Genomic DNA, 22,565 nt, shown 5'->3' with positions numbered 1-22,565 from the left:
TGTGCATACGATATCACTGGTACGCAACCTGAGGCTCCTGAAGTAGCTTGTTACCAAACGGCTACATTCAATCCTACAACTTGTGCATACGATATCACTGGTACGCAACCTGAAATACCAGCTTTAGCCGATGTAACTGGTCAATGTTCTGTTACAGTATCTAAACCAACATACACCATAGAATGCTCTGAAACACAAATCACAGCAACGACTAATGATCCTTTAACATACACCACACAAGGTACTTATGTAATAAACTGGACATTTGATGATGGTAATGGATTTTTACAGACAGTTAAACAAAATGTAATTGTAAAAGATACTGAAAAACCTGTTGCACCACAATTAGAGGATGTAATTGGACAATGTTCAGCTACAGTTACAGTTCCGTCAGCATTGGATAATTGTTCTGGAAATATAAAAGGGACAACAAATGATCCTCTAAGCTATTCTACAAAAGGTAACTATGTTATTACATGGACATTTGAAGATGGTAATGGAAATAGTGCAACTGCAATACAAAATGTAATTGTTAAAGACAATGAGGCACCAGTAGCACCAACTGCTCCTAAAAATGAAACCTATGCTTGTTTAGGTGATGTTCCTGTAGCAGTTACTCTAACAGCTATTGACAACTGTGATGGTGAAGTTACTGTAAAAGGTGAAGATGCAATTGTTCAAGGAAAATGTGCTAACTCATTTGTAATCACAAGAACATGGAGTTTCAAAGATTTAAGTGGTAATAGTTCTGAAACAATAACTCAAACTATAACTGTAGAAGATAATTTAGCTCCAGTATTTGCTGAATTACCAGCAACATCAACAATTTCTTGTCCAGCAAAACCTGAGTTCACTCAAGCGACAGCTGTTGATAATTGTGGAGGTGCATTTACATTAACCTTTGAAGATGTAACAACACCTGGTACTAATGGTTCCTATTCAATAACTAGAACTTGGAAAGCTACAGATTCATGTGGAAATTCATCAACTGCTGCGCAAACTATTAACGTTGAAGATAAAACAGCTCCAGTTCCACCGGTATTGGAAGATGTGAAAGGTCAATGTTCTGCTACTGCGACTGCTCCAATTGCTGTTGATAGTTGTGTAGGTAATGTTATAGGTACAACATCAGATCCGTTAACATATAGTACTCAAGGTACATTTGTTATCCGTTGGACTTTTAATGATGGAAATGGTAATAGTTTCACTGCAAATCAAAATGTAATTGTGGATGATACTAGAGCACCATTAGCTCCTGAATTAGCTGATATTACTGGTCAATGTTCTGCTACTGCTACCCCACCAACTGCTAATGATGGTTGTGCTGGAGCAATTGTAGGAACTACTACAGATCCTTTAAAATATACTCTTGAAGGAACGTATGTAATTCGTTGGACTTTTGATGACGGAAATGGAAATGTAACTTCTGCTAATCAAAATGTGATTGTTACTTCATTAAATGAAGAAACTGGAACGCCTGGTTACGCAATATGTAATGAAGATGTTGATCTAAAAATTGATCTTAAAGCTTTATTACCTCAAGGAACCCCAGAAGGCGGAACTTGGACAGATACTATAAATCCAAATACTATACAAGGTAGTACCTATATTCCTAACGGGGTTAATAAAGGTTTTTACGACCTCAAATATGTAGTTGCTGATGGTGACTGTTCAAAATCAGTTAAAGTTAGAATGGAAGTTGATAACAAATGTATTGTTGCACCTGAGTGTTCTCCAATAAGAGTATACAATGCAGTAACACCTAATGATGACGGTGCGAATGACTTTTTCAAAATTGAAAATATCGAGTTTACAGATTGTTTCCCAACAAACAAGGTAGAAATTTATAACCGTTGGGGAGTATTAGTGTACGAGACAAATCAATACGACAATAATTCAAGAGTATTCCGAGGAATCTCCGAAGGACGTGCAACTGTTAATAAATCGTCTGAATTACCTACTGGAACCTACTTCTATATCATTGAATACACTAATGATAAAGGTGATACATTGAAAAAAGACGGATATTTATACTTAACCAGATAATATAACTCAAATCTAACTCCTGAGGGTGTAAAAGCCCTCAGGTTAAAAACAAGAATCTAATGAAAACAAGAATACTAATTTTCGTTTTGATGTTTACAGCAGCGATAAGCCATGCGCAGCAAGATGCACAGTTTACGCAGTATATGTACAACACAATTAATGTCAATCCTGCTTACGCTGGATCGAGAGGAGCTATGAGTATATTTGGATTGCATCGTACCCAATGGGTTGGACTAGATGGAGCGCCTGTAACAAATGCATTGTCATTGAACACACCGTTAAATGAGAGTAACTTAGGTTTAGGACTTTCGTTTATCAATGATAGAATTGGGCCTACAGTTGAGAACACTATATCAGCTGATATATCTTACACAGTTCAAGCATCTGAAAACTATAAATTATCTTTTGGTGTAAAAGCAACTGGTAACTTTTTTAATGTCGATGCTGGTAAATTAAACTCTGATCCAACTGTTGTTGATAAATCATTAGTTAACTACAGTAAATTTTCACCTAATATTGGAGCTGGGGTTTACTTACATTCTGATAAAAGCTATATTGGTATCTCAGTACCTAATTTTATAGAGACAAATAGATACAATGATAATGAGGTAGCTATTTTCAAAGAAAGAATCAACTACTATTTGATTGCTGGTCATGTTTTTGACTTAAATAGCGACATAAAATTCAAACCAGCTCTATTAACAAAAGTAGTAGAAGGAGCTCCACTACAAGTAGATGTTTCAGCAAATTTCATGTTGTATGAAAAATTCGTTATCGGTGCTGCCTACAGATGGGATGCTGCTGTAAGTGCATTAGCTGGATTCCAAGTAACAGATGGTTTGTTTATTGGATATGGTTATGATATGGATACAACAAATTTGAGAAACTATAATTCTGGTTCGCACGAGATATTCTTGCGTTATGAATTATTCAATAACATTAACAAAATTATATCCCCACGATTCTTCTAAAACTGTAACATCATGAAAAATAAAGTAATAATTTTAATCGCATTCTTGAGTTTGATAGCTTCTGCAAGCTATGCTCAAGATGGAAAAGTTAAAAAGGGAAATAAAGAATATGATAAATTTGCCTACATTGATGCTACTAAAACGTATGAAAGAATAGCAGAAAAAGGGTATAAATCAGCTGATTTATTTCAAAGACTTGGTAATGCATACTATTTTAATTCCAATTTAGAAAAAGCGGCAAAATGGTATGGTGAGTTATTTGCAATGAATGAAGAAGTAGCTCCTGAATATTATTACAGATACTCTCAGTCACTTAAATCTATTGGACAATATGCCAAAGCAGATGAGATGATGAATCTATTTCACAAGAAATCAAGTGAAGATTTGAGAGGAAAAATCTTTAATGATAAACAAAATTACATGGATATTATCAAAGCCAATTCTGGAAGATACATTATTAAAGACGCTGGAATAAACTCAAAATACTCTGATTATGGTAGTGCCTATTCTGGAAATAAATTGATTTTCACCTCATCAAGAGATACTGGAAATTTTGCTCAAAGAAAACACAAATGGAGCAATCAATACTTCACCAATATGTATTCTGCTGACATAACACCAAAAGACGAGAAAGGTGTGATTGAGGACAGTCTTAGTGTACCAGAAAAGTTTGCTAAAAACATCAACTCAAGATTTCATGAAGCAACTCCTGTTTTTACAAAGGATGGAAAAACAATGTACTTTACCAGAAATAATTTCAATAATGGTAAAAAAGGAAAAGATGCTAATAGAATTACTTTGCTGAAAGTTTATAAAGCAACCTTAATTGATAATCAATGGAAAAATGCTGAAGAGTTGCCTTTCAACAGCGATAGCTATAGTGTAGCTCATCCAACATTAAGTCCTGACGAAAAAACGATGTACTTTGCATCGGATATGCCAGGAACTCATGGTCAATCTGATTTGTGGAAAGTAACGATTAATGATGACGGAAGTTTTGGAACCCCTGAAAATTTAGGAGTAACTATTAACACTGAAGGTAAAGAATCTTTTCCAATATTCACAAATGAAAATGAACTGTATTTTGCTACCGATGGACATCCAGGACTAGGAGGTTTAGACATTTTTATGTCGAAAATGAATCCTGACGGAAGTTTTAGAGAACCAATAAACATTGGCGCACCTGCAAATTCACCTCAAGACGATTTTGCTTATCTAATTGACACAAAAACAAGAAAAGGATTTCTAACATCCAACAGAGATGGCGGAAAAGGATATGATGACATTTACAAGTTTTTAGAAACAAGAAAATTAGTTTGCGAACAAGTATTGTCAGGAATCGTAACCGATTTAGACACTGGTGAAATTTTACCTAATACAAAAGTGACTTTATTTGATGATAAATTCAATAAAATAAAAGAGGTTCTATCGGACGATAAAGGTTTTTACACCTTTGAAGTTGAGTGTGGTAAATCATATTTTATAAGAGCTGAAAAAGATACATACGACACAAAAGAACAGAAAATCACTATCCCTACTCTAACTGGAAAAACCGATTTACCTATTCAATTAGAGAAAAAAGTAAAACCAGTTGTTGTTGGTGATGATTTGGCAAAAGCTTTTGGAATAAAGATTATCTATTTTGATTTAGACAAATGGAATATTAGACCTGATGCTGCTCTTGAGTTAGAAAAAATATTAGATGTTATGAAACAATATCCTAACATGAAAATTGATGTTCGTTCTCATACAGATAGTCGTCAAACTCATAAATACAATGAAAAACTGTCTGACAGAAGAGCAAAATCTACCATGTCATGGTTGGTTAAAAATGGTATCGATGCAAATCGCTTGACTGGAAAAGGTTATGGAGAAACTCAATTAGTAAACAAATGTGCTGACGGAGTTAAATGTTCAGAAGATGAACATCAAGCAAACAGACGTAGTGAATTTATCATCACTGCATTGTAAAGTAACATACTACTTAATAACAATAAAAAAGCACTCATGTTGAGTGCTTTTTTATTGTTATTATCTCTGCTGAGAAAATCTTGATAGAAAATGAAATGAACGTGAATAAACTAAATAACAGATTGATTTAACTTCAAAATTAGTCTTGTTTAGCGATTTAAAGCATTTAAATAAATACTAAACATGTTAGGTTATAATGTTGCTCGTAAAGTTGATAATACGGCTTTAAAACAAAGTAAATTTGAAAAGATTGAAGATTAAAGCATACTGTTACCTAACAACAAGAAATCAAATCTCACTTGTGAAAATATAAAATCAATAAAATTTACTTCTGTAAAATAGTAAGTAAACAGTCTATTGACCTAAAAAAGATTTCACTTAAACATATCTATGAAAATAACCATTTGTAACTGGCCTAAAATTAGAAAGCCACTCTTATTGGAGTGGCTTTATCGTCAAAACAAAACGTAATTAAACTAAACTCAATTTATTTTTTTATGAAAATGTTGGTATAATACTTATCTCCTGTGTTTGGATCTATTCGAATTGAAATTCCAAAATCTGTAAAATCTCCTTCTATATTTGCTTTGTGTCCTGAACTCTTTAACCAAGCATATAATGCTGAATAAGGAGTTGAGAAATTATATGCTATATTCTCATTTACTTTTACTGCTCCCAAGACTTCTATAATATTCTCAGCTCGCTCTTGGAACAAATCATGATTCACAACTCGTTTTGAAATCATATATTCATTATGCTCTTCTGATTTGAACGAAACATGATTGATAATATGTAATGTTTTTAAACCTTTACTAGCTCTGTACTCATTTATCAAGTCAGCTAATTCCAACTCCTCTGGCTGGTAGTTGTAATCTTATATTAATCTAGCTTGTGATGTAGCTACTTCTTCTGTAGCTGAATCTGATGAACAGGATATCAAAGTGAACACTAACGCCATCGGCAACAATGCTCGAAGTAATTTTGTTTTCATAGTCTAGTAGGTTTAAGTTTAAAGTAGATTGTGGGGCAAACTTCTTTAAGTATATTATCAGAACGTTGTTTTAATTTCTTATGTCAATATTACTACATTTATCGCTTAAGTGACAAATAAAATCGATGAAATGAATAAAATAAATATTTTTATCTGTATTTTTCTTACTTAATTATAAAACTAAACTTATTAAATACTTTGCTACTATTATTAAACAAAAAAGCCACTCTTATCGGAGTGACTTTATCGTCAAAACAAAACGTAATTAAACTAAACTCAATTTATTTTTTTATGAAAATGTTGGTGTAATACTTATCTCCTGTGTTTGGATCTATTCGAATTGAAATTCCAAAATCTGTAAAATCTCCTTCTATATTTGCTTTGTGTCCTGAACTCTTTAACCAAGCATATAATGCTGAATAAGGAGTTGAGAAATTATATGCTATATTCTCATTTACTTTTACTGCTCCCAAAACTTCTATAATATTTTCAGCTCGCTCTTGGAACAAATCATGATTCACAACTCGTTTTGAAATCATATATTCATTATGCTCCTCTGATTTGAATGAAACATGATTAATAATATGTAATGTTCTTAAACCTTTACTAGCTCTGTACTCATTTATCAAGTCAGCTAGTTCCAACTCCTCTGGCTGGTAGTTGTAATCTTGTATTAATCTAGCTTGTGATGTAGCTACTTCTTCTGTAGCTGAATCTGATGAACAGGATATCAAAGTGAACACTAACGCCATCGGCAACAATGCTCGAAGTAATTTTGTTTTCATAGTCTAGTAGGTTTAAGTTTAAAGTAGATTGTGGGGCAAACTTCTTTAAGTATATTATCAGAACGTTGTTTTAATTTCTTATGTCAATATTACTACATTTATCGCTTAAGTGACAAATAAAATCGATGAAATGCATAAATTTAATATTTTTATCTATATTTTTCTTACAAATTAAAACAAAAAAACCACTAAAATAGTGGTTATACAATTTAGAGTAAATAAAAAACTAAGGAGATAATCTATTTATTGACCAAGAATAATCATCTTCTACACGATAACGAATTCTATCATGCAATCTATTGGGTCTTCCTTGCCAGAATTCAACTTCCATGGGGCGAACTAAAAAACCACCCCAAAAGTCAGGTCTAGGAATATCTTTACCTTGAAAATCGATCTCAAGCTTTTTAAGTTCTTCTTCTAATTGAGTTCTTGAGTCTATAACTTGACTCTGATTGGAAACAATAGCGCCCAATTTACTTCCATCTGGTCTAGATGCAAAATAATTATCCGATTCAACAGACGAAGTTTTTTCTGCAATTCCTTTTATAATTACTTGCCTTTCGAGAGAATGCCAAAAAAAAGACAAACAAACATTTGGATTATTTTGTATTGCTTTACCTTTCTCGGAATTATAATTCGTATAAAAAACAAAACCTTCTTCGTAAAATTTTTTCAACAAGACTACTCTTGCCTTTGGAAAACCATCAAGACCAATAGTTGAAACTGTCATTGCATTCACCTCATCAACTCCACCAAAATCCTGAACTTCGTGAAACCATCTATGGAATAGATTAATTGGATCTTCTGGAATATCTGTCTCTAAAAGCTCTCCTTTGGTATATGATTTTCTATAATTGCTCAAATCTTGATTCATATATTATTTGATTTAGTTTAAAATCCTTTGTTATGCATGCTTAAAATTACAAAAATGATTTGTTAAATAATACCTGTTAAAATTCAAAAGAAACTCCATCATCAGCAAGCAAAATGTTTGGAAAAATACGTTCTGCCTCTTCTTTAAAAGACAAAATACTGTCATAACGGGTTGAAAAATGACCTAAAATAAGTTGTTTAACATTTGACTTTTTGGCAATTTTAGCAGCTTGAGAAGCAGTTGAATGCATCGTTTTTATTGCTAAATCTTCTTCTTTATTCAAAAAAGTAGACTCATGATACAATACATCCACATCAGCAATGTATTTAGTTATGTTTTCATCATATACCGTATCCGAGCAAAAAGCATAACTCTGGGCTGGAATTGGATCAAAAGTTAAAAGACTATTTTCGATAAGCCTACCATCTTCTAGTGAAATATCACTACCATTTTTTATTTTTTGATAATAACAAGTATCTATTTCAAAATTCTTGACAGCCAACATATTAAGTTTTCTATCTCCTACTTTTTCTTCAAATAAAAAGCCATTTGTATAAATACGATGTTTTAGAGGAATTGTCTTTACGACTACTTTGTCATCTTCAAAAATTATTTCACTATTTGTAGATTCTAATTCATGAAAAAACAGGTCATAGCTAGTCCACGAATTAGATAGCTTTAATTGTAAAAGAAGTATTTCTTTAATTCCTTTGGGACCATAAATATGTAAAGGATTCTTTCTATTGAGTAACATAAATGTAGAAATCAATCCGATCAATCCATAAAAATGGTCTCCATGCAAATGAGATATAAAAATGTGATTAATTTTTGAAAACTTAATTTTATTCTTCCTCAACTGAACTTGAGTCCCTTCGCCACAATCAATTAAAAAAAGCCTATTTCTAATCTCTAGAACTTGTGAAGTTGGATTAGTAAATGACCTTGGTGTAGCGGCATAACAACCGAGAATGGTTAGTTTCAATTTTAAATTTATTTTAGATTTATTGATTTAACTAATAAATCTACTATTTATCAATTTTTCTATCTTTATAATACTTCAAAATTGGTCTAATCATAATAACTCCCAAAACTATATTCCCAAACAAATAAATATAATTATCTGATTTATAAATTAAAAAATCATACACTATGAAGGAAAATGCAACTAAATAAATTAATAATAATAAAATATTTACCATATTCATTACTTTACTTAGCTTCTTAGGGTTACTATAAAAGTCCATATATTATAATTTAAAAGCCTAAATCCCTTTCAATTTCCTCCATTTCAATAATATCGTGGGCTTCTAATACAGTAGGAACGACTGTCAATTTTTCTGAAACAGTATTAAAATCAATATCTTGAGCAACTATAACAAAGGATTTATGATGTGCCCTATGATTTTTTGAAAGTGGTAAAAAACTATTGATATCTTTTTTAGAAAGATTTTTGTGCGAACTAATATCAATAATCATATTGTACTTTTCAAAAGATTTATGCTCATGAGTCACTTTCATCAAAAAGGAAACCAAATCACCTTGAGTATCTTTTATAGAAACCGTATGACCTTTTTGCTCAACTTTCATAGTAAATGGATATTGATTTTATTAAAATTGGAGTAAATCACATGTGAAATAACTGTAGCTAATTTACGATTATTTTACAGAAAATTTCAATAATGAAAAATAATTTTATTGAATTTTTGATGCCAAAAGATAAATTACAGCCATGCGAACGGCTACACCATTTTCAACCTGATTCAAGATAACTGATTGACTTGAATCGGCAACATCACTAGTAATTTCTACTCCTCTATTAATTGGTCCTGGGTGCATAATTACAATTTCTTTATTCAATGAGTCCAATACATCTTTTGTTACACCATACTGCTGGGAGTATTCACGAGTTGAGGGAAAATAATTCACATCCATTCTTTCATTTTGCACTCGAAGCATGTTGGCTACATCACACCATTCTAGTGCTTTTCTTAGATTGGACTCAACACCAACTCCTAATGATTCTATATACCTTGGAATAAGTGTTTTAGGACCGCATACTTTCACCTCTGCTCCTTGCATTTGCAATGCATATATATTTGATAATGCAACTCTAGAATGTAGGATATCACCCACAATAACTACCTTTTTCCCAGCTAACTCCCCTAATTTTTCTCTAATAGTGTAGCTGTCCAATAAAGCTTGTGTTGGATGTTCGTGTGCTCCATCTCCAGCATTAATGATACTAGCTTTAACATTTTGTGATAAAAAGTGTGCGGCACCCGGATTAGCATGACGCATAACAACCATATCTACCTTCATAGAAAGGATGTTATTTACCGTATCTATAAGTGTTTCTCCTTTTTTGACTGATGATTGAGCTGCAGAAAAACTAATCACATCAGCTGAAAGTCTTTTTTGGGCTAATTCAAAGGAAAGTTTAGTTCGAGTACTGTTTTCGAAAAATATATTGGCGATTGTTATATCGCGTAAAGAAGGTACTTTTTTTATGGGTCTATTGATAACTTCTTTAAAATGGTCGGCAGTTTCAAAAATGAGCTCTATATCGCGTTTAGTAATGTATTTTATTCCTAATAAATGATTTACGCTTAACTCGCCCATTTCTTTATTTTTGATGATTACTGTTAATTAAAAAAACTCCATCTTCTCCATCATTCTCAATCCAAGTTACTTTTACTTTTTCATTATTTATTGCGTCAACTTGCCTTCCGTAATAATCAGGCTGAATAGGCAAATGACGGCTAAAACGCCTATCGACTAAGACTAATAATTCTATTTCTGATGGTCTACCAAAAGACTGAATCGCTGTTAAAGCAGCCCTGATACTTCTTCCTGTGTACAACACATCATCAATAAAAATAACTTTTTTATTCTCTACGATACAATCGATTTTAGTTTGATTGGCCTCCAAAGGTTTCTCAGTTCTTCGGAAATCATCTCGAAAAAAAGTAATATCCAAATAACCTAAAGCAATTTTCTGGATGAGATATTCTTGTTGTAAGATTTTCTTGAGTCGTTCCGCCAAAAAAATTCCTCTTGGTTGAATTCCAATCAACACAGTTTCAGAAAAATCATGATGATTTTCTATCAGTTGACAGGCCAAACGATGCAGTATAATATTGACTTCTTTGGAAGTGAGCAATATTTTTTGACTCATAGCGGAGTAGTGTTTGGGTTGTAAAAGTACAAAAATATGATGTATGAAGTATCTTTTTTTTAAATTGTTTTAACAAACCCTCTCCAGATAAAATTATGACTCAAAGCTAATACAATAAAAAAAAGCCGTTCATTTCAAACGGCCTTATATTCTTAATTGATTTCCTAAACCTAGTCTTTAATAAATTGGAGCGTTTTGGAAGTGTTACCTTTTATAACTCTAATTAAATAAACTCCCTTAGCATAAGAAAATGTATTAATTGTTAAATCGTTTGATGTTCCTATCTGTTTTCTTTCGATAACTTGACCCAAGCTATTACAAACAACGAAACTTTCTGGCAATTGTGATTGTGAAATAGAAATATTCAAAATATTCTTTACTGGATTTGGATACAATACAATTCCTTTAAGTGAATCAAACTGATTTGTAGCCAGTGGAGCTGTACAAACATTTGATGTTTTCAATTCTTTCCGTCTTGGTGAATTATTCATAACGGCAAGAATTCTATTTTTTTGATCCAAAGTGAAAATATTCATACACGAATCGGGAGAATAATCCATGTAATTCTGATTCATATCTTTACCCGTCTTTGAAGGACATGTATCAAATGTCCCACATTCATAGTGCTCCCAACCAGCTTGAGGTGTATCTGCACAATAATCTGAGGCGCTACAATCTGGTTTGTTCATTGATTCATCTCCTGAACCATCTCCCCAAATATGTAATAATCCAAAACAATGCCCTATTTCGTGAGTAGCAGTCCTTCCTTTGTCATAATCAGTAGAATAAGGACCTGGAGCAATATCTACAGAGCCAAAATTTCTATAATCTATAACGAGCCCATCCGTATCTGCTTCTCCTTCATCAGCGGCTGTTATTCCAGTAAGGCCCGAAGTACTAGGAAATTGAGCATATCCTAAAGTTCCATTCATTTCTGCACTTGAGTTATCTGAAAAATAAACTGTCCAAATATTAAAATATTTCGTTGGATCCCATTGAGTAGCTGATTTCATCGTCTCTGTAGCATTCATAGTTGAGTATGTTGCTGCTGACCTTTGCACTCTATCGATTCCATTTGTAGGAGTAACTCCGTCTGGTTTTACTTGAGCCATACAAAATTCAATTTCAATATCGGCACCAACTGCATTAGAATTGTAACCCGGTGTTCCTAACATTTTTCTAAAATCCTGATTAAGAACAGTAATTTGTGATAATGCTTGTGCGTCGGTAATATTTTCATTTTTACCAATAGCGTCTCCATTGTGAATAATGTGAATTACAACTGGAATAGTTATAACTGTTGTAGAAGTCTTTTTAACAAGTTGATTATTTTTATACTCTTCTATTTTTGGAGCTATCCAATTCTCAAAATCTTGTTTTGTTGCTCTTTTAGTATTTTTAGATTGTAAATACTTTTCATATTCGGTTGTTAAACAACGAATTTTTCCAGTCGATGACCTTTTAATAGCGCTTGTATTAATTTGACTAAATGTAGTATTAGCATGTAATAAGAACGTAATTAGAATAACAAAAAGTGTGGTATTTTTTTTCATTTTATTCTTAAAGCAATTGTGCTTTGTTTTTTAGATTATTTTATATTTTTCGGCTGGCTAAATTAATATTATTTCATCATTTTTCAACAAATAATACAATTTTAACAAAAATAGATACTAAAAAATATAAAATACTCAACAAAAACTAGCTTCAACTACAAACTTAAGAATACATTTTTGTTCTCAATTCCTGAACCTTTTCATCATCTAAATAATCATCAAAAGTCATGTACCTATCAATTATACCTTTTGGAGTTAATTCGACTACTCTATTACCAACTGTTTGAGCAAACTCATGGTCATGGGTAGTAAAGATAACGGAGCCTTTGAAATTCTTCAATGAATTGTTAAATGCTGTAATCGATTCTAAATCCAAATGGTTTGTTGGTTCATCCAACATTAGAACATTGGCGCGTTCCATCATCATTCGAGATAACATACATCTTACTTTTTCACCACCAGATAAAACTCGGCATGTCTTTAAAGCTTCCTCACCTGAAAAAATCATTTTTCCTAAAAATCCCCGAATATTAACTTCTTCACGCTCTTCTTCTGTTTTCGCCCATTGACGTAACCAATCTACTAATGAATAATCATTTTCAAAAAAAGAATGATTATCAACTGGTAAATAAGCTTGGTTAGTAGTAATTCCCCAATCATAAGTTCCTGAATCAGGTTTTTTATTTCCATTCAATATTTCATAAAAAGCAGTTGTAGCGCGAGAATCTCTAGAAAACAAAACTATTTTATCTCCTTTAGCCATATTTAAATCTACATTAGTAAATAACGTTTCACCGTCAATAGAAGCACTTAAATTTTCAATATTCAAAATTTGGTCTCCTGCTTCGCGCTCTTGATCAAAAATGATAGCTGGGTAACGACGGCTTGAAGGCTTGATTTCAGCAATATTCAATTTGCTAATCATCTTTTTTCGAGAAGTTGCCTGTTTCGATTTGGCAACATTGGCACTAAAACGACGAATAAATTCTTCCAATTCTTGTTTCTTCTCTTCTGCTTTTTTATTCTGTTGTGCTCTTTGTTTTGCAGCTAATTGACTCGATTCATACCAAAAGGTATAATTACCTGAATAATGGTTTATTTTACCAAAGTCAATATCCGAAATATGAGTACAAACCGCATCTAAAAAGTGACGGTCATGTGATACTACAATTACTGTGTTATCATAATTTGCCAAGAAATTTTCTAACCATGCAATGGTTTCAAAATCCAAATCATTCGTAGGCTCGTCCATGATTAATACATCTGGATTACCAAAAAGGGCTTGGGCTAAAAGAACACGAACTTTTAGTTTACTATCTAAATCAGCCATTAGAGTGTAATGATTATCTTCTGATATGCCAAGATTTGATAACAACGCAGCAGCATCAGAATCAGCATTCCAACCATTCATTTCTTCAAACTGTACTTGTAACTCTCCTATTCTATCGGCATTTTCGTCATTGTAATCCAAATAGAGTTCGTCCATTTCTTTTTTTACAGCAAACAAAATCTTATTCCCCATCATAACGGTTTCTAAAACCGTATGCTCGTCAAACATGTTGTGATTTTGATTTAAAACAGACATCCTTTTACCCGGCTCCAAATGAATGTTTCCAGATGTAGGGTCTATATCACCTGCTATTATTTTAAGAAAAGTTGATTTTCCAGCTCCATTGGCTCCAATCACCCCATAAATATTCCCGTGAGTAAAGGTCGTATTCACCTCATCAAATAATACTCTTTTGCCAAACTGAACTGATAAATTATTAACTGTTAACATGAAATCTATTTTTTTTTTGCAAAAGTAGAAAAAATACCGTAGTTTATACCTAGTATTACGCTATTTCGTTGGGTGTTTATATTTAACTATGCATTAACAGAAACTTTAATTTGAACTAAATATTTTTGTAAGCTATAGTAATATTAAACATGTTGATTATTAAGCAACTTTCCTCTTTAATCGCTATTACTCTTGCTTTTCTTTTAAGTTCATGTAAAAATGAATTTAAAAGCGACGATTATACTGCTTATTTTGGAGGAGAAGTAACTAACCCAACTAGCCCGTATATTTTATTTTGTAAAAACTCTGATGTCATTGATACGATAAAGATTGACCAAAACAATCGTTTTTTTGTAAAATTTGATTCGTTACCTCCCGGTCTATACACTTTTAAGAACGAGCCAGAATATCAATATGTATATTTTGATAAGAATGATAGTATCATGGTACATATTAATTCTAAAGATTTCGACGAATCTATTGTATTCTGTGGTAGAGGTGATGAAAAAAACAATTTCTTAATGGAATTGTATTTAAAAAATGAACGAGATAAAAGTAATTTATTTGAAGTCTTTGATTATGATATTCCTAAATTCAATAAAAACATAGATTCAACCTATTTAGACACAAAAAAATTCTACAGTGCTAAAAAAGAAGAATTAAAATGGAGCGACGAATTTGATATTTATGCAAAGAGTGCTTTGGATTTTCATTATTACTCCAAAAAAGAATTGTACCCTGTAATTCATAAAGCCCGAACAGGAATCAATATCCTAGATAGTTTACCAAACAATTACTACGCATTTAGAAAGAAAATTAATTTTAATAGCCCTGAGTTGGCTAACTTCTCACCGTATGTGATGTATTTATCAAATATGCTGAACAATACAGGCTCTATCAATTATCATAATCATTTTACTGAAGTTGATTTAGCATTAAAAACAAATATCAACAAACTTAATATTGCCGACACCTTAATTAAAAATGAAATGGTTAAAAATACCATTCTCAATAACATTGCTTTTACTTATTTGCTTGAAGATCAAAATATGATTAATAATCAAAAGTTTCTTGATATCTATCATAAATTTTCAACCGATAAAAGTAAAAAAAATGAAATCCTAAAAATTGGAAATGCTATACAGTTATTAAAGGTTGGTAATGAACTACCTGAAATTACTTTTGTTGACACAAACAAAAAATTAATTTCTTCTACTTGTCTAGCAAAGAAAAAAACTGTGATTTTCTTTTGGACTAAAAATCTAGTTTCACACTTAGTTGCAGCTCATAAAAAGATTGCTTACCTAAAATCAAAATATCCTGATTACCAATTCATTGGAATCAACTTAGATAAAGATCAAGAGGAATGGAACATCGCTTTATCTAAATATAAATTTGATGGCATTATTGAATTAAGAAGTAACGACTTTGAAGATATAAAATCAAAATGGGCAATTATGAAAGTTCACAGAGCTATCGTTCTCAATAGTGATGGTAAGATCAAGACCGCATTTACGAATATATTCAATGTTGATTTTGAAAACAATCTATAACAAAAATACTCAAACATAAAAAAGCGATTTTCAAATGAAAATCGCTTTTTTACTATTTGCATTATCCGTAAACGGAAATACGCTAGATTTATTTGTTCCCTTTCTCAAAATCAGCAATAAATTGAGCCAATCCAATATCAGTAAGAGGATGTTTTAACAAACCGTGAATAGCTGACAATGGTCCTGTCATGACATCTGCACCAATTTTAGCACAATTTACAATATGCATGGTGTGACGCACAGATGCAGCAAGAATTTGAGTTTCGAATCCGTAGTTGTCATAGATTTGTCTTATTTCTTCTATAAGTGCCAATCCATCTGTAGAAACATCATCCAAACGACCTATAAATGGGGAAACATAAGTAGCTCCAGCTTTTGCAGCCAGTATCGCTTGTCCCACAGAAAATACTAAGGTAACATTGGTTTTTATTCCTTTATCTGAAAAATATTTTGCTGCCATAACACCCTCTTTGGTCATTGGCAACTTTACAACAATTTGTTCGTGCAAATCAGCTAACTCCTCACCTTCTTTAATCATTCCGTCGAAATCTAAAGCGTTCACTTCAGCACTTACATCACCATCAACAATATTGCAAATGTCAACATAATGTTTCAAAATATTGTTCTTACCTGTAATACCCTCTTTGGCCATTAAACTTGGGTTTGTGGTCACTCCGTCTAAAACGCCTAAAGCCTGTGCTTCCTTAATCTGAGCTAAATTAGCTGTGTCTATAAAAAATTTCATATTCTTGATTTATATTTATTTAAATGTTTATCTCTGTACTTTGTTCATTTATTATGAAATAATCATTAATTGATGATAAAAAATGATAATTTTTAACAACATAAATAATTTGTTGTGCAAAATTACAATTTATAATGATTCATCAACATTTTTTCATAGACTTTATCAGGCAATACTCTTTTTAAGACTATGGAAAACTTTTGCATAAAAGCGCCTACTTTATAGTGAATTTTTGGATTTGGATTTTGAATAATAGCAAATATCGCCTCAGCCATTTCTATGGGGTTACTACCACTATCTACATGTTCATCCATCATTTTTAGAGTGTTTCCATAAGGTACTTCATAGGCAGAGCCTTTTAGTAATGGAGCATGAAATCGACCAGCAGCAATATTGGTAGCAAAATCTCCCGGAGCCACATTTGTAATTTGAATACCAAAAGATTGGACCTCCATTCGCAAAGCTTCTGTAATTAATTCTAAAGCTCCTTTAGACGCGGAATAAACACTTCGATAGGGCAATCCCATGTAACCAGCTATGGAAGTAATGTTAATAATTAATCCTGACTTCTGAGAACGCATTTGAGGTAAGACTGCTTTTATCACTTCAATGGGTCCAAAGAAATTGATTTCAAAATTATTTTTAATCTCTTCTGTCGGAATTTCTTCCAAAGGCCCCGTTATTCCTACCCCTGCATTATTAATTAAAATATCTAATCTTCCTGAAGTAGCCATTACTTTAGCTATCGCCGATTGAATACTTTCAGTATCTCTTACATCAAGTGTTACTAATGGAAAAATAGAATTGATACATTTTTCTAGGTTTCTACTAGTTCCATAAACTATAAATCCTTTATGATGTAGAAATTCACCAATAGATTTTCCTATTCCTGAGGAACCGCCTGTAATTAAAACAACTTTATTCATTAACGATGTATGAGTTTATAAAAGTAGTTATTTAAACCTTAATTCAAAAATTTCATCTAAGGTCAAAAAAAAATCCTCCAAAAAGGAAGATTAAAAATGGCAAGCGACCTACATCGCACCGCTCAACCACATACCTTTGCTATGTTCCCATCCTGGAGGATTTTGCAGGAGCTGGTCGTGTAGGACTTGCCGGCGCAAATATACAATCTTTTTGTATTTTTGCAAACGGAATTAAACTTATAAATTACTATTGTATATTGCGTATTCAAATTTATACTAATGAAAAAATATAACCTTCTATCAATCATTTTATTAGGGATTTTAATAACATCCTGTGGATCATCTCAAAAAGATAAGCTGTCCTATTTTTCGTTCAATACTTCTTCATTTAAAGAACAATATCAACCTAATGAAAGTATATTGTTAGAAATCCTAAATAATGAAAAAAAAGAAGTTGATAGCATTATTTACTATGTAAACGATGTAAAAATTGCAACTAAAAAAGGATTAGAAAAAGTATCTTACGACTTTAAAAATAAAAAATTAGGCTATCAAAATCTGAAAGCCTTAGTCTATTTTGAAGGTGAAAATGTTGAAACCACTGCAAGAGTAGAACTAATGTCTAATGTAGAACCTAAATTACTATCGTATAAAATCGTAAATGTCTTTCCTCACGATACCTTATCTTTTACCGAAGGCTTAGAATTTTTTAGAGATACCCTATATGAAAGTACAGGTCAATACAACAAATCCAAACTACTAAAAATAGATTATAAAACAGGTAAAAGCTTTAAAAGTCTTGACTTAGATGGCAAGTATTTTGGTGAAGGTATTACAATTATAAACAACCAGATTATTCAACTAACATACAAAGAATTAACAGGTTTTGTATACAATGTGAATACGTGGAAAGTTGAGAAAACATTTACTTTTGACAAACAAGTTGAAGGCTGGGGATTGACCAACGACGGTAAATTTCTATATCAATCAGACGGTACAGAAAAAATCTGGAAGCTAGATCCGAAAACTTTAAAAATGATTGATTACATTAATGTGTATACTAACAGCAATAAAATTAAAAGTGTCAATGAATTAGAATGGATTAATGGTAAAATCTACAGCAATATATGGACTAAGGATGCTATTGCGGTAGTTAATCCAGAAAATGGCTCAGTTGAAGCAATTCTAAATTTATCGGATTTGAGAAAACAAGTTAAAAACACAGAGGCAGAAGTTTTAAACGGAATTGCCTATAACCCTAAAACAAAAACACTATTCGTTACTGGTAAAAATTGGGATAAAATGTTTGAAATTAAAGTTTCTGAATAATGTTTTAACTCTTTCAACTAAAAAAGCTCTTGAAATTCAAGAGCTTTTTTAGTTTGTACCTTTTCTTACTTAAGCAACTACAGCTGTAAACTCAATTTCTACAAGATATTCTGGAGCTACAAGTTTGCTTACTTCATAAAAGCCAGTTGTGGGCTTTACATCTTTAAAATAGGTAGCGTGTGCAGTTGCAACAGCCTCAAAAGTAGTGATGTCTGTAGTAAAGATTCGGGTACGAATAACATCCTTCATACTCACATTTAAATCTTCCAAGACTTTTTCAATTCTTTCTAAAATATTTAAAGTTTGGGCGTGAGCATCGTCTGCTTTTACTTTTTCACCATCTACAATAGCCACAGTTCCAGAAACTTCAACGATATTTCCAATTCGGACGGCACGACAGTAACCCATTTTGTCTTCCCAAGGCGAACCTGTTAAAATATTTTCTCTTTTCATTTTTTTATTATTAACTGATTTTTAAAACTTTAAATACTACTTAACGACTAAATAACTTGGTGACAATTTATAAAAATTTGATGAGTTTAATTGGAAACGGCTCTTTAATTTAAAAGTAAATCATATACTTGATTGGCTATTTCAAATTCTTCGTTAGTAGGGATTACCAATACTTTTGTTTTAGAATTGACTGTATTAATTTCTCTTATTTCTTTTGAGCGAATTTCATTTTTATTATCATCCAATTCAATACCAAAATAATCCATATCAGTACATACTAATTTTCTGATATAAGAGGAGTTTTCTCCAATTCCTGCTGTAAAAACAATGGCATCCAAACCGTTTAAAACGGCAACATACGAACCAATAAATTTTTTAATTCTATAGGCTTTCATCTCTAATGCCAATTGACATTCTGCATTTCCTTTTTGTGCATTTTCCTCAATTTCTCTCAAATCACTATAGCCTGTAAGTCCTAGCATTCCACTTTGTTTCTGCAATAGTGTATTCACTTCTTCCAATGAATATCCCAAAGCATTAACCATATGAAAAATTATCGACTGATCTACATCTCCGCTTCGTGTTCCCATAATCAATCCATTCATAGGGGCAAATCCTAACGAATGGTCCACACTTTTTCCATCTTTAATGGCTGTCATACTGCAACCATTACCCAGATGTATGGTAATAATTTTGGAACCTGAATGGGTCGAATTGGATTTCAAATAATCAATCGCTTTCTCAGAAACATATTTATGACTGGTTCCATGAAAGCCATAGACTCTCATCTTTTGTTCGGTTAAAAAAGAATTAGGAATCGCATATTTATGAGCCATCACTGGAATAGTTTGATGAAAAGCTGTGTCGAAAACTGCTACTTGTTTAGCTTGTTTAAATATCTCTTCGGCTACAATAATACCTTCATAATTGGCGGGATTATGTAAAGGCGCTAAATCAAAAAGTTGTTTAATTTCGTGCTTCACATGAGCATCAATAACGACTGTTTTTGAAAAAGTATTGCCTCCATGCACCACTCGATGACCTACAGCATCAATCTCAGAAGTACTATGTATGACACCAACTTTGTTATCCATCAAAAGTTTCGCTATCGTATTTAATCCAATTTTATGATTTGCAATGGGAAGTACTTCTTCTATTGTGATAGTATCCGTTTTATAAGTCAAATTTGATGTTTCTAAACCAATTCTATCAATCATGCCTGAGCAAATAACAGTATTAGAGGGCATTTCAATTAATTGGTATTTTATGGAGGAACTCCCTGAATTTATAATTACTATTTTCATCTGTTTTATAATCCTTGTGCTTGTATTGCAGTTATAACAACTGTATTAATAATATCATCAACGGTACAGCCTCTACTTAAATCATTAACAGGTTTATTCAAACCTTGCAACATTGGACCAATGGCCAGAGCTCCTGTTTCTCTTTGAACCGCTTTGTAAGTATTATTACCTGTATTTAAATCTGGAAAAATTAAAACACTAGCATGTCCTGCCACTTCTGAATTGGGCATTTTGCTCTGTCCTACTTCTAAATCTACTGCGGCATCATATTGAATAGGTCCTTCTATTTTTAAGTCTGGACGTTTTCTTCTCACAATTTCAGTTGCTGTTCTTACTTTGTCTACCTCATCACCTTTGCCTGATGAACCTGATGAATACGAAAGCATGGCTACCTTGGGTTCTATACCAAAAGCCAAACTCGAATCAGCAGAAGAAATAGCAATTTCGGCAAGTTGTTCGGCAGTAGGATTTGGATTGATAGCACAATCTCCAAAAACCGAAACACGATCTTCCAAACACATAAAAAATACTGATGAAACTACTGAAGAATTCGGTTTGGTCTTAATAAATTGCAATGCTGGCAAAATAGTATGCTGAGTAGTATGTGCAGCACCAGAAACCATTCCGTCTGCATGTCCTTTATAGACCATCATGGTACCGAAATACGATACGTCTTCCATTAAATCTCTAGCCATTTCTAGAGTTACATTCTTTGCTTTTCGCAATTCGCAATAGGTATTTACGTAATCATCGTAATGTTTAGAAGTCAAAGGATTGATAATGGCTACTTTTGAAAAATCGAAATCCAAACCTAACTCCAACACTTTATTCTCAATTTGCTTCTTATTCCCAATCAAGGAAATATCAACAACATCCATATCTAACAATCGAGAAGCTGCCATAATGATGCGCTCGTCATTTCCTTCGGGTAAAACAATATGTTTTCGATTCTTTTTAGCTCGTTTAACCAAATTATATTGAAACATTTTTGGAGTCATTCCCTCAGCTTCAAAAGTGATTAATTTCTCGGTTAAATTATCTAAATCCACATACTTCTCAAAAGTGTGAATAGAGGTTTCTATCTTTTGTTTGTTATTAGAATAAATTTTTGCCTTAATATCCCCTATTTTATTCACGATTTGATAGGTACCATGTTCTACAGAAATTATGGGTACGATGGTAGAAAGTCCTTCAATTAATTTTAGAATACTAGGTTCAGGCAAAATATTTCCTGTCAATACTATTCCAGAAACGGTAGGATAATTTGCCGACTCATTGGCTTGCAAAGCTCCCAAAATGATATCTGCTCTATCTCCTGGAGTAATTACTAGACAGCCTTCTTTCAGGTGAATGAGATAATTACTCAATTGCATGGCGCCAACACTAAAATTACTCGTTTGATTATTGAGATAGGCAGAACCAAACAAAACTTTTGCATTCAATTCGTTTGCAATTTCTTGAATGGTAGGATTATTTAAACTTGATATAATTGGAATTGAGTTAATTAAAACGTTAGTCGGCAGGCTTTTTCTTAGTCCAGCAGTAACTAAATCTATGTTTTCAGGTTGCACTTTATTGGCAAATACAGCTAAAACTTCAACTTCTTTTACTTTAAAAGAATCATAGGCTAAGTAGAGACTGTCTATTAATTCTTCTAAGGTTTTATCTACTCCTGAACCAACAATAATGGCTGGAATTCCTAGATTTTTAGCGATAAGTACGTTGATGTCTAATTCTATCGCTGTACCTTCTCCAGTAAAACTAGTGCCTTCAACTAATACAAAATCAAATCGTTCTTCTAATTTTTTGTATTTATCGATAATTAAATCAATGACCTCTCCTAATTTTCCCTTATTCTTTTTTTTGATTAACTTACTCTTGGTTATAGCAAATGCATCGTGAAAAGGAATGTCTAAATTAAAATGTGTGATAACAGTTTCAATATGATTATCAAATTTCCCTTCTTCAAAGTCTTCTACAATAGGTCTAAAATAACCCACTTTGGCTGTTTTACCTATAAGCATACTCATTAAACCTAAGGTAATGATTGACTTTCCGCTGTTTTCTTTAGTAGTTGCTACATAAATAGCCTTGTTCATTATAGTTGGT

The 22,565-nt window shown here is 32.3% G+C and carries 19 protein-coding genes and 1 other RNA gene; 5 read left to right on the top strand and 15 right to left on the bottom strand.

Annotation, left to right across the window (positions count from 1 at the left end):
- From AC23L6_RS12850 to AC23L6_RS12840, 3 genes are all read left to right on the top strand, one after another.
- Positions 1–2,046: T9SS type B sorting domain-containing protein (locus AC23L6_RS12850; RefSeq protein ID WP_487562793.1), on the top strand; the 2,046-nt coding region annotated here is incomplete at its 5' end.
- Positions 2,047–2,105: 59 nt separating this feature from the next.
- Positions 2,106–3,017: a PorP/SprF family type IX secretion system membrane protein gene (locus AC23L6_RS12845; protein ID WP_487562794.1), complete on the top strand. Its 912-nt coding sequence runs from the start codon at positions 2,106–2,108 to the stop codon at positions 3,015–3,017.
- 12 nt (positions 3,018–3,029) lie between these two features.
- Complete coding sequence (locus AC23L6_RS12840; protein WP_487562795.1) at positions 3,030–4,988, top strand: OmpA family protein; 1,959 nt, start codon at positions 3,030–3,032, stop codon at positions 4,986–4,988.
- Positions 4,989–5,475: 487 nt separating this feature from the next.
- On the opposite strand, the gene AC23L6_RS12835 is transcribed toward AC23L6_RS12840, so the two are convergent.
- From AC23L6_RS12835 to AC23L6_RS12795, 9 genes are all read right to left on the bottom strand, one after another.
- The gene (locus AC23L6_RS12835; protein WP_487562796.1) at positions 5,476–5,838 is read right to left on the bottom strand and encodes a CAP domain-containing protein; all 363 of its coding nucleotides are present in this window, start codon (positions 5,836–5,838) and stop codon (positions 5,476–5,478) included.
- A gap of 422 nt (positions 5,839–6,260) precedes the next feature.
- Entirely contained in the window at positions 6,261–6,764 is a 504-nt protein-coding gene (locus AC23L6_RS12830) for a CAP domain-containing protein (RefSeq protein ID WP_487562797.1), read from the bottom strand.
- 226 nt (positions 6,765–6,990) lie between these two features.
- Positions 6,991–7,638, bottom strand: a complete 648-nt coding sequence (pdxH, locus tag AC23L6_RS12825) for a pyridoxamine 5'-phosphate oxidase (RefSeq protein WP_487562798.1) — start codon at positions 7,636–7,638, stop codon at positions 6,991–6,993.
- A 76-nt stretch (positions 7,639–7,714) separates the two neighbouring features.
- Positions 7,715–8,620, bottom strand: a complete 906-nt coding sequence (locus AC23L6_RS12820; protein ID WP_487562799.1) for a ribonuclease Z — start codon at positions 8,618–8,620, stop codon at positions 7,715–7,717.
- A gap of 272 nt (positions 8,621–8,892) precedes the next feature.
- On the bottom strand, positions 8,893–9,225 hold the full coding sequence (locus AC23L6_RS12815) for a ribonuclease Z (protein ID WP_487562800.1): 333 nt from the start codon (positions 9,223–9,225) through the stop codon (positions 8,893–8,895).
- Positions 9,226–9,330: 105 nt separating this feature from the next.
- Positions 9,331–10,257, bottom strand: a complete 927-nt coding sequence (locus tag AC23L6_RS12810) for an aspartate carbamoyltransferase catalytic subunit (RefSeq protein WP_487562801.1) — start codon at positions 10,255–10,257, stop codon at positions 9,331–9,333.
- A gap of 4 nt (positions 10,258–10,261) precedes the next feature.
- Positions 10,262–10,813 carry a bifunctional pyr operon transcriptional regulator/uracil phosphoribosyltransferase PyrR gene (pyrR, locus tag AC23L6_RS12805; protein ID WP_487562802.1) on the bottom strand — a complete coding sequence of 184 codons (552 nt, stop codon included), beginning with the start codon at positions 10,811–10,813 and terminating at the stop codon, positions 10,262–10,264.
- A 170-nt stretch (positions 10,814–10,983) separates the two neighbouring features.
- The gene (locus AC23L6_RS12800) at positions 10,984–12,366 is read right to left on the bottom strand and encodes a T9SS type A sorting domain-containing protein (RefSeq protein ID WP_487562803.1); all 1,383 of its coding nucleotides are present in this window, start codon (positions 12,364–12,366) and stop codon (positions 10,984–10,986) included.
- A 163-nt stretch (positions 12,367–12,529) separates the two neighbouring features.
- Positions 12,530–14,146, bottom strand: a complete 1,617-nt coding sequence (locus tag AC23L6_RS12795; RefSeq protein WP_487562804.1) for an ABC-F family ATP-binding cassette domain-containing protein — start codon at positions 14,144–14,146, stop codon at positions 12,530–12,532.
- 149 nt (positions 14,147–14,295) lie between these two features.
- Between AC23L6_RS12795 and AC23L6_RS12790 the strand changes: the two genes are divergently transcribed.
- Complete coding sequence (locus tag AC23L6_RS12790) at positions 14,296–15,699, top strand: TlpA family protein disulfide reductase (RefSeq protein WP_487562805.1); 1,404 nt, start codon at positions 14,296–14,298, stop codon at positions 15,697–15,699.
- An 88-nt stretch (positions 15,700–15,787) separates the two neighbouring features.
- Here the strand turns inward: AC23L6_RS12790 and fsa are convergent, their stop codons facing one another.
- The 3 genes from fsa to ffs form a co-directional block, all read right to left on the bottom strand.
- Entirely contained in the window at positions 15,788–16,444 is a 657-nt protein-coding gene (fsa, locus tag AC23L6_RS12785; RefSeq protein WP_487562806.1) for a fructose-6-phosphate aldolase, read from the bottom strand.
- A 122-nt stretch (positions 16,445–16,566) separates the two neighbouring features.
- Positions 16,567–17,370 (bottom strand): SDR family oxidoreductase, encoded by an 804-nt coding sequence (locus tag AC23L6_RS12780; protein WP_487562807.1) that lies wholly within the window; start codon positions 17,368–17,370, stop codon positions 16,567–16,569.
- A gap of 94 nt (positions 17,371–17,464) precedes the next feature.
- Positions 17,465–17,562, bottom strand: an RNA gene (ffs, locus tag AC23L6_RS12775) — signal recognition particle sRNA small type.
- An 87-nt stretch (positions 17,563–17,649) separates the two neighbouring features.
- Between ffs and AC23L6_RS12770 the strand changes: the two genes are divergently transcribed.
- Entirely contained in the window at positions 17,650–18,699 is a 1,050-nt protein-coding gene (locus tag AC23L6_RS12770; protein ID WP_487562808.1) for a glutaminyl-peptide cyclotransferase, read from the top strand.
- Between the two features lie 69 nt (positions 18,700–18,768).
- On the opposite strand, the gene AC23L6_RS12765 is transcribed toward AC23L6_RS12770, so the two are convergent.
- The 3 genes from AC23L6_RS12765 to pta all read right to left on the bottom strand — a co-directional run bounded on the left by AC23L6_RS12765 (position 18,769) and on the right by pta (position 22,555).
- The gene (locus AC23L6_RS12765) at positions 18,769–19,152 is read right to left on the bottom strand and encodes a RidA family protein (RefSeq protein ID WP_487562809.1); all 384 of its coding nucleotides are present in this window, start codon (positions 19,150–19,152) and stop codon (positions 18,769–18,771) included.
- A gap of 104 nt (positions 19,153–19,256) precedes the next feature.
- On the bottom strand, positions 19,257–20,456 hold the full coding sequence (locus tag AC23L6_RS12760) for an acetate/propionate family kinase (RefSeq protein WP_487562811.1): 1,200 nt from the start codon (positions 20,454–20,456) through the stop codon (positions 19,257–19,259).
- Between the two features lie 5 nt (positions 20,457–20,461).
- Positions 20,462–22,555: a phosphate acetyltransferase gene (pta, locus tag AC23L6_RS12755; RefSeq protein ID WP_487562812.1), complete on the bottom strand. Its 2,094-nt coding sequence runs from the start codon at positions 22,553–22,555 to the stop codon at positions 20,462–20,464.
- Positions 22,556–22,565 lie beyond the last annotated feature (10 nt).

Source organism: Flavobacterium sp. R1_16, from assembly GCF_057652095.1.
Note: the sequence above shows the minus strand (reverse complement) of the source record. Positions and strands in the feature narration are given on the sequence as shown.